Origin of the sequence: Sulfurimonas lithotrophica, from assembly GCF_009258225.1 — a bacterium.
GTDB lineage: Bacteria > Campylobacterota > Campylobacteria > Campylobacterales > Sulfurimonadaceae > Sulfurimonas > Sulfurimonas lithotrophica.
On the sequence record NZ_CP043617.1, the window covers coordinates 211,823 to 224,588 of the forward strand.

Below are 12,766 nucleotides of genomic sequence, written 5' to 3' on the forward strand. Positions count from 1 at the left end.
ATTATAGCGAACTTTAAAAAAAATTTGGGTATAATCCCATCCTCAATTTATACTAATTTTTCTGGCTCATAAGAGACAAGCTTTTCTAAAGAAAGCAAAGCTTTTGTGCCCGAGCGGCTAGCGATTTATTTGCGGACTTGTTCGTAAATAAAATTAAATTAGTGTATGAGAATTTTACGCGAAAGGACAATCGATGCCTAAAATGAAATCGGTAAAAGGCGCTGTAAAGCGTTTTAAAGTTAAGAAAAACGGTTCTGTTAAGCGCGGTACTGCTTATAGAAGTCACATTTTAACTAAACAAGATGCAAACACTCGTCGCAAGCAAAACACTCCAAAAGTGATAGCTAAAGTTGATGAGAAAAGTATTAAGGAAATGATTAACTAAGACAGTTAATTTAAAATCTCCAGTTAAATAACTGGGCAAGTCCATAAGGGACACCTCGCTTGCATAAGAGCAACTGGGTAAAGTATAAAGGAAAAAAATGCCAAGAGTAAAAACAGGTGTTGTTCGTAGAAGAAGACACAAAAGATTATTAAAACTAGCAAAAGGTTTCTATAGTGGTCGTCGTAAACACTTTAGAAAAGCTAAAGAACAATTAGAGCGTTCATTAGTATATGCACACAGAGATCGTAAACAAAAGAAACGTGATTTCCGTAAACTATGGATTATCCGTATCAATGCAGCGACTCGTTTAAACGGTATGAACTATTCTACATTTATGAATGGTATTAAAAAAGCCGGTATCGAACTAGACCGTAAAATTCTAGCTGATATGGCTATGAACGATGCAGCAGCATTTAGTGCAGTTGTTGAAGCTTCTAAAAAAGCTCTATCTAAATAGCAAAAATTAGCTAAATAAAACTTCTAAGCCTCTTTTATGAGGCTTGATTCCTCAATCTTATTTAAATACAAAACAGAATTTCCTTTAGAAGTATAGTAAATACCAAAAGAATTTTTTCTCGAAACAAATACACCGCGTCCGTGAAACTTCTGTGAATTTCTAAATATCTTACTTAATATTTGAGTATCAAAACCATTACCTTCATCGGTAATTTTTGTAATAATATAATAAACAGAACCGTGTTTTATTTTATCTATCTTTATATCTACATATTTATCAACTTCTTTCTCTTTTTTTTCTAAAGTTTCAAAATATATATCATTTTCCATTAAGTAGTTTTTATAATTTGCATCTATAGCCAAATTTCCGTGTTCATGGGCATTCATATATAATTCCGTAAAGACCATGCCTGCTTGATACAAGGTCTTTGTATCGGTGCATAGATTATTCCAAAGTGCTTCGTACCATTCATTGGCTATATCTATATTAGCAAGGGTCGATTTAAACTTTTTATGGGCTATATTTTTTGAGTTTTGCGTTATTCTATTCATAAATATAAGTGTAACGTCGTCCTCTTGTTTGTCTATTTTTTCCATAAACTTATTTTTCATGTCTTCACGGGTAAACGACTCTATAAAATCTTGTTCTATAAATTCTGAATACGGTCTATTATTGAATTTTGTTTCATTTTCAACTATACCGTCGGAATACATAATAAATTTCGTTACACCGCTTATATCATATTTGTCTATATTAAAAGTTTGGGAGTATTTAGACATGGGAGGGTTATTGGATTTTATTTTAACTAATCCACTGTTTTGCATTAAAAGAGGCGGCATTGCAAATTTTGAATAATAAAGTTGTTCATCTTTATTGTTTACCAATACATAATCTAGCGATAAAGATTCTTCGTCTAAAAGTATAGGTTTGATATACTCCATGGTTTCGCTAATGAGAATACTTAAACTAAAATCATCTAAAAAAAGCATTTTATCAATCAAATGGTTAGCAAAAGATATAAATATCATAGCAGTTAAAGAAGCTGAGAGACCTTTACCCATGCCGTCAACTACAATGTATAAAATTGTATCTTCATCTATTCTTCTTGCACTATAGGCATCACCACTCATAACATCAAGGGGATGATACAAAAAATCTATAAGCGTGACATTATGATTGTAATCCGTCATTTGGTAATAAAAATCATTTCTTAAGATATTTAATTCTTTCTCAAAAGCTAAATCTTCCTGATATGTTTTATATTTATCTTTTTCTTGCAGTTCACGTAATTGTTCATTTTTTTGTCTTTGTAAATATTTATTTGCTACAAAAACTTTTGCCATTTTTTCGATGGAGAGTAGAAGTTCGTTTTGATTTATAGGTTTTCTTATAAATGCACTTATGTCTAAATTTAGCGCTCTTATAAATACTTCTAAATCTTCTATCGCAGATACGAGAATTATCGGGACTTCCGTGTCTTTTTCTCTTATTTTTTCTACCATGTCAAGACCGTTGGATTTTGGCATGGCATAGTCGGTTATTATCAAATCAACTTCATTATCAAGAAATTTTTGATATCCTTCTTCCCCGTCATTTGCATAAATAATCTTATTAACAAGTTTACTTACAATAGACTCAAACAAGAGTCTGGTAACTTTAGTATCTTCGACATATAAAATATTTAACGATTTTATATGAGAGTAAATTACCTCATTGTCATTAGGATTACTCATAAAATATCATTATTTTTTTCTTACATTAAATACACTAGACAAATTCAAATCATTTAGTAATGAGATAAGATCATCATTTCCCACAGACATGGTAAGTTTAATCCCGTCTTTTAATATAAGCTTATTTAAATAACCGATTACAGAAGAGGTAATAGAGATAGAATCTTCTATAATAAGATTAATACTTGAGTTATTGACAACTACACTGTCTAATGTAGATTTAATAGTTTGAAAATCACTTACGCTTTTAATATTGCCGGTTATTTTTACTTCTGAACCACTTGTTGAAATATCCATAATTTTATCCTTTTATTTTATTATAGTTAACTAAATTTTAAACTTAGCTAACTCGCCCTTCATTTTATGAGCGTCTTGCGTCAATGTCTCAACAGCCGCTTCTACACTAACCCTGTGTTCTGAGTTTTCATGAGAAATCTCTATAACTTCATCCATAGTAGATATCAGTTTTTTAGTTTGAGTAGCTATATACGTACTTTGATGCATCACGTCTTTTGATTTGTCGGTTGTCTCTAAGAGGTTTGTTTTTGTCTCTTCCGAAGCATCTATCAACTCTTGCGCCGAGCCTGCAATATTATTCATATTTTGTGATGTTTCATCCGTTTCGCTCGCAATCTCAACTACACTTTGTGTTATTAGATTTACATTTGCACTTATCTCACTTAGAGATTTTTGAGTACGCTCGGCAAGTTTTCTAACTTCATCCGCAACTACGGCAAAACCACGACCGTGTTCACCTGCACGTGCAGCTTCAATAGCCGCATTTAAAGCGAGCAGATTTGTTTGGTCTGCTATATCTGAAATAATCGCTAAAACATCTTTAATATTTTTTGCCTGTTCGGTTAATGATGATACTTTTACGGCAAGTTCTTCTTGTTGATGCGTACCTTTATCAATTGATTCTACGACTTCATTTAGTTTTGCTACGAAACCATCAAGAACTTTAAACGTCTTATCTAAATCTTCCGTTACCACAACTGCATCTTCTTCAACTTGGTCTAGTCTTGTACCGACCTCTGAAACAAGCTCATTTATATCAGATATTTTTGTTTCGGATTCTTTAGAATTTATAGTAAGTTTATCTACTACGTCATTTAGTTTGTCACTCTGAGAAAGAGTTGCATCCGAGACATCTTGAGCATTGTGGACACTTCCTTTAAATGCTACTATCATGGTATGAATTGCTTGAGATATCTGAGATATTTCGTCTTTTCCTTCTACGACAACATTACAAGTTAAATCAAGGTCACTCGATACACATTTGATTTTAGTAAGGCTTTCTTTAACGCTTCTGTTTATACCCCTGCTTATTATGATCATAATAATAATAATCGCAGAAGCAAAGATAATATTTCCTATAATTGAAGTAAATGCTTTTGTTTTAGATTCAGAAGTGAGTTTTTGTAAAAGTTGTGTATTTTGTCTGGCTATCTCGTCATCAACTTTTTTCAAAAGATTTATTTTTTTGGTAATAGTTTTAAACCAGTGTACGCTATCAACCTCAAAACCACCTTCGTAAGCTTTTTCTTTAGCTATATTTCTCATATTGTTTACTTCATCAACCACAGGAGAATTCATAGTTGATTTATAAAAATCTTTAGATTCATCCGTAGCTATACTTTTATAAGCATCTAAAAAAGCATTTTGTTCGGCAATAAGAGTAATCATTTTCGCAAACATCCCGTCTGCAAACTTGTCAGCCGCAAAAGTATTACTTAAAACTGCTCTTTCTACCCCTGCGCGCTCTTTAGATTTTAAAAAGTTTGTATAAGCGTTAAGCGATTTTACAAGTTCGGGAGATTTCGCAAGTTTTGCCGTTAGTGATACTATATTGAGTATTTTAGCATTCATATCGGTATAGTATGCTACTTCATCTTTTACGCTTATGCTCAGAGAACTTACCCTGTCTCTTATAGAATCTATTTTTGCCATATCTGATTTAAACGCAGAAATTTCGTTTTGTAATTCATTTGAATACTCTGAAAAATCCAGAGTATTCATATATGTATTTAACTCTTCGTTTCTTTGAGTTGTTAGTTTTCTTTGTTTTGGAAGAATTTCAACAAATTTTTTCCCCTCAGAACCTAAAAAACCTGCACTAGCCCCTCTTTCTTTTTGCGTCTCGTGAATCAATAACGATAGTTTTTGAGACAATATGTTTAACTCGCTAACTTGTAGTATGGTATTTCGCTCGTCTATAGCTTTTGTTGAACTAAGAGCGATGATTATCAGTGAGAATAAAACGACTATAACCGCGATCAGGTTTAACTTGTACTTAATACTCATGTCGGTTCCTTGGATAAATTGTATTTTATGATTGTAATAAATAAGTTATTAATTTAACCAAAAAGGGGAGTTTTTTTATTTGACTTTAGTCAATCTATGCTGTTTTTAGGGCTTTTTTTTAATTTTTGTAACCAATCTTTCATCTTTGCTTCAAAGCCTATACTTTTAAGCTCCACTAAGTTTAGCTTTTTTGAAAGGTACTCTTGTTCTACGTATCCGCCAAAATCGTGTGGATAGAGATAACCTTCGTTTCGCTGGGTTATATTTTTTGGAATATCAAGCATCACACCGTTGTTTATCATCTGCTGAGCTTTATTTATAGCCATATATGCAGAGTTTGACTTTGGAGATGCACACAGGTATATAACAGCTTGAGCCAAAGGGATCCTAGCTTCCGGATAACCTATGTTTTTTACGGTCGTTAGAGTAGATGTACAAAGAGTTAAGGCCTGAGGATTTGCATTTCCTACATCTTCGCTTGCCAGTATTACAAGGCGTCTTGCTATAAAATCTGCACTCTCGCCACCGTCAATCAAACGTGCAAGGTAGTATATAGCTGCATCGGCATCGCTTCCTCTGATTGATTTTATCATAGCAGATGCCAAATCATAATGCACTCCCGCTTCGCTACTTCCGGCACTCAGTGCATTTGGTCTTAGGGATTTTAGGTTTTGAAGTGTTATATGTTTATCAAGGTTAGATGCAAACTCTAAAAGTTTAAGCATAGCCCTTGCATCTCCGCCGCTACTTGCAACCAGATACTCTTTTGCATCTGCATCTATAGTTAAATCTTTTAAAAATCTCTCTAAAAGTTTATTTAACGAATCGTTATTTATGGGATAAAGTTCAAAAAGCATACTTCGTGAACGAATAGCCGAAGTTAAAGAAAAAAACGGATTCTCGGTTGATGCACCTATTAAAAGTATGGAATTATTTTCCATAACAGGTAGTAGTACCTCTTGTTGGTTTTTTGCCAAGCGATGAACTTCATCTATAAAAATAAGTGGTTTTTGAAGTGCGTTTTTATATTGCTCAAATATTTTTCTGAGTTGGTCTATTTTTATGGAGGTAGCGTTAAACTCATAAAACGGCATATCGAGAGTTTTTGCTATTATGCGGGCGATGGAAGTTTTTCCACAGCCTGCGGGACCAAAGAAAAAACTATGCCCGAGTGCATTTTTTTCACACAGTACTCTTAAAGGAGCATCAGGCGAACTTAGATGCTCTTGTCCGACTAAGTCATCAAAACTATTTGGACGTAGCATCTTCTTTTTCTTTAGCTTTTTTTTCTTCTTTAAGAAATTTTGCAAGTGCTGAATATTCGCTTCTTGTTAAAAATCTACTTTTTCCGGTTGGTAGATTGTTTAGCTCGATTTCTGCAAAACTAAGACGTTTTAAGTCTGTAACTTCTGCCCCAAAATGTGCAAAAAAGCGTCTAAGTTCACGGTTTTTACCCTCGGATATAGCTACTTTTAAGATGGAATAGTTTGGAGTATTCTTTTGTATCTGATAACCGATGAATGGTTTAAACGTCATGTGAGTTATTTTTGAGTGGCTGTGAGCACCTGCGCTTGCATCTTCAAGCTCCATACCCTCAAGCATAGCATTTTCCATGTCTTGAGTTATCTCGCCTTTGATTTTTATCTTATAAGTTCTTTGAAGATCTGACTCCATCAAAGCCGTAGCGACTCTTGATGCGTCCGTTAAAAGAAGCACGCCCTCGCTCGCAAAGTCAAGTCTTCCCACAGGTATGTAGTGTCTGTATTTTTTCTCTAGTGTATCGTAGATGGTTTTGCGACCTTTTGGGTCTTTTTTTGTAACCAACTCACCTTTTGCTTTGTTGTAAACAATAACGGTATATTTATCTTTTGGAGCTACTTTTTTACCGCTTATCCAAACATCCGAGCCATGTTCTTCAACTTGTGTAGCAGGATTTGTTTCAACTTCACCGTTAACTTTTACGTAACCCTCTTGTATAGCACGATCGGCTTCACGGCGTGAGTAACTAGAATGATGTGCAATATATTTATTGAGTCTTATGATATACCCTTTTCAACAAGTGCATGTATATGAAGCACGCCTTTGATTTTGTTTTCTTTATCTGTTATAACAAGCAGTTGAATCTTTTTTTCTTCTATCAGTACAAGTGCATCGCTTGCCAGAAGTTCAGAATCCGTGCAAGTCATAGGGTTTTGTGTAGCATATTTCATCACATCGTCTTCAAGTGAAAAATTTTCGCTCATAAGTGCACGACGAATATCGCCGTCACTAAGAAGTGCTAGAAGTTTATTATCTTCATCTGCTACAAGTACATTACCTAAACGTCCCTCACTGATTTTTAAAATTGCATCTTTGAGCTTAGTGCTTGGTAAGACAATCGGTAAGTTTTGAGTTACCATCAAGTCACTTACCTTTACAAAAAGTTGTTTTCCAAGTGCACCGCCGGGATGAAAAGAAGCAAAATCGCTCTTTTTAAAATCTCTGGCTTTCATAAGACAAACTGCAAGTGCATCTCCCAAAGCTAATGTAAGTGTAGTTGAACTTGTAGGTGCTATATTTAGCGGACACGCTTCTTTTTCAACAACTACGTCTATAACCATATCGGAGTATTTTCCAAGTGTAGATTGTTTGTTTCTGGTCATACCTATAAGGGGTATGTTAAAACGTTTTATGTGGGGTAGTATTTGGCTAAGTTCTTCACTCTCTCCGCTGTATGAGATGGCAATTACTACATCACCCTCGCTAATCATTCCTAAATCGCCGTGAAGTGCTTCGGTCGGATGCAGGAAAAAACTAGGAGTCCCCGTAGATGCAAAGGTTGCCGCCATCTTTGCACCTATAAGCCCTGACTTGCCGACACCTGTAACAATAAGTTTTCCTTTTGAGTTTAAAATAAGCTCAACAGCCGCTTCAAAAACATCATCAATTTTTTTTGCCGCTTCTAAAAGTGTATTTGCTTCAATATTTAAAGTTTCTTGTGCTATTTGTTTAAAATTCATAAAGACATTATATCCTTATTTTGCTATAATTTAGGTAAAAAAGAGAGTGGAGATTATGAGAGATAATATTGGAAAATATAACGATGCATTAGGATCTTTGGAACTAAAAGAACGCCATTTATATTATAACACGCTTATACTGGGCGAACACGGAGCAGGAAAAACCAACTTGGCTTGCAGGATAAGAGATTATGTAATTGACAGTGACGTACCTACATTTTATATAGACTTTTCGGATTCAAACGAAGAAGATATAGAGATGAGATATAAAGATAATCATTTTAACTATATTAAGTATGAAGAAACAGAAGAGTTTGATGAAAAATTACAGGCTTTAATAGACGCTAAAAAACATATCTATATGTCTGCAAATCCATCTTATTTTGACACATCGAAAAGACATGTGAAAAGCAGACTTACAAAAACAATTCAAAAACAGGAACTATTAGATAGTTATTACTATTTTTTCCATGATATTGAAAACCTGAGCGGTTTTTATGTAAAATTCAGTGATTTTTTACTCTATATGTTAAGCTTTTCAAAGTTGGCAAAATACGGACTTACATTTTTGGCACAACCACATAAAATATTTGAAAATGCGCACCTTAAACTTATGTTTACATATCTGTTTATAGGCAGATGCTCAAATATTGATTATTTTAATACTGCCAGTCTTAAAAATTTGGTTAAAAACAGATTTTTGTACCAATACAGAACAGAATATCCTACACTTCTTTTTAACGAGATAAAAACACACAGTGTAGATATCAAAGAAAATATTATAGAAGAATAGTATGCAAAAACTTTACGATGAAGTCTCGTCTTTAGACAAAAGATGTTATGAAAATTTTGGATTAAGCGAAGATATACTCATGGAACATGCCGCAGACGGTATGGCAGACTTCATTAAAAGTAAATTTTCTAAGGGCTCATCGGTACTTATAGTTTGCGGTAGCGGAAATAACGGGGCTGACGGTATAGCACTTGCGAGACTTTTGCATCCGGACTACAATGTAAAAATACTGCATCTTAAAAAACCAAAATCCGATATGGCAAAATTGCAAAAAAAACGTCTGGATGCTATAGGTCTAAAAGAATGTTGCACTATTGAGAGTTGTGATGTTTTAGTAGATGCAATAGTGGGAACAGGATTTAGAGGAGAGTTTAATCCAGAAATATCATCCGTTATTGATGAAATGAACAACTCAGATGCATACAAAATAGCTTGTGATGTTCCAAGCGGATATAAATTCTTTGCAGATGCAACATTGACTATGGGTGCATTGAAAAAAGATATGTACCTAGATGCACATAAAGAATATGTAGGTGATATAAAAGTTATAGATTTGGGTGTAGGCAGAGATATTTATGAGTGTGAATCTAATTGGAACCTGCTTGATTTAGAAGACTTAAATCTTCCAAATAGAAATAAAAAAGATACCCATAAAGGCAGTTACGGACATCTTGCGTGTGTTGTGGGAGAGAAAATAGGTGCCGGTGTCTTATGTTCCAAATCAGCTCTTCGCTTTGGAGCAGGACTCGTAAGTGTTGTCGGATACAACACTACAAATATTCCACATTCAATTATGAGTAGCGAACTTTTGCCGAAAACTACATCTGCCATCGCCATAGGAATGGGTCTTGGAGATTCATACTCAGACATGGATTTAAAATCTTTTCTAAATAATGACTACCCGCTTATAGCAGATGCAGATATACTGCATATGGATATTTTACAAGAAATTTTAAAAAGAGAAAATGTAGTTTTAACACCACACGCAAAAGAGTTTATATCTGTCTTAAGATTATGTAAACTTGCAGATATATCTGTAGATGAGTTACAAAAAAACCGTTTTAAATATGTAGAATTATTTTGTAAAACGTATCCAAAAGTAACATTACTTTTAAAAGGTGCAAATGTTATTATTGCAAAAGATGATAAGTTCTTTATAAACCCTCACGGTTCTTCAAAACTTGCAAAAGGCGGCAGTGGAGATGTTTTGAGTGGTCTTATAGGCTCACTTTTAGCTCAAAGATATACACCTTTGGAAGCAACTTTTAATGCATCGCTTGCTCATGTAAGCCTTGCACTAAACTACACAGGTTCTGACTTTTCCCTTACACCTGATGATTTAATTTCGCAAATTGGGAAACTGTAAGAAAGCTTATGTTATAAACTTCGCAATAAAAAATATAGGGAATATATTATGGATAATAAATTAAAAATCGGAAAATATGAACTCGGAAGCCGCCTAATCGTGGGTAGCGGAAAATATGATTCGTTTGAGACTACAAAAGAGGCTACACTTGCAAGTGGAAGTGAGTTAATCACAGTTGCAGTTCGTCGTCTAAACATTACTGACCCTGACAAAGAAAATCTTCGTGATACGTTTGCTGGTACAAATGTAAAGTTCTTACCAAATTCTGCAGGATGTGTAACTGCTGAGGAAGCTATAACTACATTTCGTCTTACTCGTGAGGCTACAGGAATAGATTTAATCAAATTAGAGGTTATCGGAGATACTGCAAAAACACTTTATCCTGATGTTTTAGAAACTATAGAAGCTTGTAAAATATTAGCTAAAGACGGTTTTACTATTATGGCATATACTTCGGATGATCCGATTATGGCTAAACGTCTTGAAGATGCAGGTGCTCATGCTATTATGCCTCTAGCTGCACCAATCGGAAGTGGACTTGGTATTCAAAATCCTTACAATATAGCATTTATAAAAGATGCAGTTGATGTACCTGTTATTGTTGATGCAGGTATCGGTTGTGCAAGTGATGCTGCATATGCTATGGAACTTGGGGCTGAGGGAGTGCTTACAAATACTGCAATTGCTCAGGCACAGAATCCTATGATGATGGCAGTTGCCATGAAACATGCAGTTGCTGCAGGTCGTATGAGTTATTTAGCTGGAAGAATTCCAAAAAAACCATACGCTACTGCATCTAGCCCAATTGATGGATTAATCCAATTTTAATAAGGTTATTATTTCATAATAACCTTGTTTCTTCCGGTATTTTTAGCCTCATACAAAGCTTCATCGACTCTTTTTAAAAGTGCCTTATCCGACTCTGTGCTTATATATTGTGTAACTCCCAATGATATATTTACGTTTTTAACTTTGTCAAATTTATATTCAGAAACTTTTTTACGTAATTTTTCCGCTATTTTTACAGCTTGATTTACAGGTGTTGATTGCAAGAGAATTATAAACTCTTCACCGCCCCATCTTGATACCGAATCGCCCAAACGCATATTTTCTTTTAATATTTTAGATAAGGATACGAGGACTTTGTCGCCTACATCGTGACCATAGTCGTCATTTACTTTTTTAAAGAAGTCTATATCTAAAAATATAACGGATAAAGGCTGCATAGTAGAGTTTGCCAAAGCCATCTCTTGTATTAGTATCTCTTGAAACTTTCCTCTGTTAAAGAGTCTTGTAAGTGTGTCTTTTGCAGCTTCTTTTTTAAGTTTTTCTATCTGTCTTAACTCGTTTGTTATATCGTCAAAAATTACTATATGAAGTTTTTTATTGTCTATACTTACCTCTTTAGCCGAAGGTTTAAATATTTTTTGTACGTTATTACTTTTTAGCTTAACTTTTAAATTTTTATAAGCTTGCTCACGTTGAAGGTAGTGTATCCAGTGTTCACCGTTCATAAAATGTTGAAGATAGAAACCGGAATCATTTTTTTCAAACATATCGGATATATGTTCATGATCTTTTGAAAATTCCTCGACTGTTTTATATCCGAAAAAGTTTAGCATTGTTTTGTTTGCCATAACTATTTTTGTATCATCCAGAACAAACAAAAAACTTCTGTCCGCATCTAGTATGTGTTGTAAAATATTTTTCGTATTGTTTATTTCACGGGTACGATTTTGTACCTCTAAACCAAGATTGTAAGTTTGTTTTAATTGTTTATGGATTAGTAGTGTTAAAACTATGGCTAATGTTGTAAAAACAATTTTTGCATGAAATGTTTGGTCTTTTAGAGAATTTATAACTTTATTATATTCCTCGGTACTAAAGCTTATACTAATTCCTCCTCTTATATCTCCAACTTTATAACCTTGGGCTGCATGACAGTTTAAACACTCTTTTTTAGTTACCAAAGCCCCAACATATCTAAATTTTTCATTTTCAAACTCATAAAACTCCCTGTCGTTTGTGTTTTCAAAATATTTTAATGCTTTGGACTCAAAGGCATCACTTTTATTTATGGGGTTTATTGGTTTAAGACTTACGATTCTAAATTTAAAACTCTCAGAAGAAAGTAACTCTGAGAGTTGTCTGGTCATCCATGCAGGATTTATTTTGATAAGAGTCAGATTGTCATCTACTTTAAGTATATTGTCTTCTAAGTGGGGATTTGGTTTAAGATTATTGTGCGGTTTGACATAAATGCCTCCGTGACCTGCATTCCAACGCCTTGTGTTCATTTGTTCTTCATAATGAACTTGAGCTTGTTTTAATAAAATATTTTCTTGGTGCTTTTTACTTCTTTTAGCAAAATTATCTATGTTTTGATGTATATAAACTATAGTTCCTACAGAAAACATATAAAGGATTATAATTTTATATATTGTTTTCATAACTTACACTTTAAACTTCTCAGACAGGTGTGACATAAGTAGAAGTTGTCCCATACCTTCAAAAAATTTATCTATACCCATTTGACCTGCTTGAGTTGCCTTTTTAAGAGCTGTTACAAAAACCAGTTGTGATTCGTCGCTTGCACTCATATATGTGTCTATAATATACTCAACAGAAAGAGACTCTACCTCACCGTTTATGTCAAAATCTATTTGTGAAGCAGGATTTACCCCTTTTGATTTTAAAATGTCTAAACATTCTTGCTTGTTCTTATTCAT

At 33.9% G+C, this 12,766-nt stretch carries 13 protein-coding genes; 5 read left to right on the forward strand and 8 right to left on the reverse strand.

The features are described from left to right. Positions 1-193: 193 nt before the first annotated feature. Positions 194-385 carry a 50S ribosomal protein L35 gene (gene rpmI, locus FJR48_RS01035; protein ID WP_152306326.1) on the forward strand — a complete coding sequence of 64 codons (192 nt, stop codon included), beginning with the start codon at positions 194-196 and terminating at the stop codon, positions 383-385. 97 nt (positions 386-482) lie between these two features. Then, positions 483-842, forward strand: coding sequence for a 50S ribosomal protein L20 (gene rplT, locus FJR48_RS01040; RefSeq protein WP_152306327.1), 360 nt, complete (start codon positions 483-485; stop codon positions 840-842). 23 nt (positions 843-865) lie between these two features. Here the strand turns inward: rplT and FJR48_RS01045 are convergent, their stop codons facing one another. The 6 genes from FJR48_RS01045 to FJR48_RS01070 form a co-directional block, all read right to left on the reverse strand. After that, positions 866-2,575, reverse strand: a complete 1,710-nt coding sequence (locus FJR48_RS01045; protein ID WP_152306328.1) for a response regulator — start codon at positions 2,573-2,575, stop codon at positions 866-868. A 9-nt stretch (positions 2,576-2,584) separates the two neighbouring features. After that, a complete protein-coding gene (locus tag FJR48_RS01050; protein ID WP_152306329.1) occupies positions 2,585-2,872 on the reverse strand; it encodes a hypothetical protein in 288 nt (95 codons plus the stop codon). A 30-nt stretch (positions 2,873-2,902) separates the two neighbouring features. Next, the gene (locus FJR48_RS01055) at positions 2,903-4,879 is read right to left on the reverse strand and encodes a methyl-accepting chemotaxis protein (RefSeq protein ID WP_152306330.1); all 1,977 of its coding nucleotides are present in this window, start codon (positions 4,877-4,879) and stop codon (positions 2,903-2,905) included. An 89-nt stretch (positions 4,880-4,968) separates the two neighbouring features. Then, the gene (locus FJR48_RS01060) at positions 4,969-6,144 is read right to left on the reverse strand and encodes a replication-associated recombination protein A (RefSeq protein ID WP_152306331.1); all 1,176 of its coding nucleotides are present in this window, start codon (positions 6,142-6,144) and stop codon (positions 4,969-4,971) included. After that, the gene (locus tag FJR48_RS01065; RefSeq protein WP_152306332.1) at positions 6,128-6,922 is read right to left on the reverse strand and encodes a pseudouridine synthase; all 795 of its coding nucleotides are present in this window, start codon (positions 6,920-6,922) and stop codon (positions 6,128-6,130) included. The genes FJR48_RS01060 and FJR48_RS01065 overlap by 17 nt, the downstream gene beginning before the upstream one ends. Continuing rightward, entirely contained in the window at positions 6,916-7,878 is a 963-nt protein-coding gene (locus FJR48_RS01070) for a KpsF/GutQ family sugar-phosphate isomerase (protein WP_152306333.1), read from the reverse strand. The genes FJR48_RS01065 and FJR48_RS01070 overlap by 7 nt, the downstream gene beginning before the upstream one ends. A gap of 55 nt (positions 7,879-7,933) precedes the next feature. On the opposite strand from FJR48_RS01070, the gene FJR48_RS01075 reads away from it, so the two are divergent. From FJR48_RS01075 to FJR48_RS01085, 3 genes are read left to right on the forward strand one after another with little or no spacing between them, the layout of a single operon-like run. Further along, positions 7,934-8,671 carry an ATP-binding protein gene (locus tag FJR48_RS01075; protein WP_152306334.1) on the forward strand — a complete coding sequence of 246 codons (738 nt, stop codon included), beginning with the start codon at positions 7,934-7,936 and terminating at the stop codon, positions 8,669-8,671. Position 8,672: 1 nt separating this feature from the next. Next, positions 8,673-10,037: an NAD(P)H-hydrate dehydratase gene (locus FJR48_RS01080; protein ID WP_152306335.1), complete on the forward strand. Its 1,365-nt coding sequence runs from the start codon at positions 8,673-8,675 to the stop codon at positions 10,035-10,037. A gap of 48 nt (positions 10,038-10,085) precedes the next feature. Next, entirely contained in the window at positions 10,086-10,865 is a 780-nt protein-coding gene (locus FJR48_RS01085) for a thiazole synthase (protein ID WP_152306336.1), read from the forward strand. Between the two features lie 8 nt (positions 10,866-10,873). Here FJR48_RS01085 and FJR48_RS01090 read toward each other — a convergent pair whose 3' ends face one another. Continuing rightward, positions 10,874-12,487 (reverse strand): diguanylate cyclase, encoded by a 1,614-nt coding sequence (locus tag FJR48_RS01090; protein ID WP_152306337.1) that lies wholly within the window; start codon positions 12,485-12,487, stop codon positions 10,874-10,876. 3 nt (positions 12,488-12,490) lie between these two features. Further along, on the reverse strand, positions 12,491-12,766 hold the full coding sequence (locus tag FJR48_RS01095) for a hypothetical protein (RefSeq protein ID WP_152306338.1): 276 nt from the start codon (positions 12,764-12,766) through the stop codon (positions 12,491-12,493).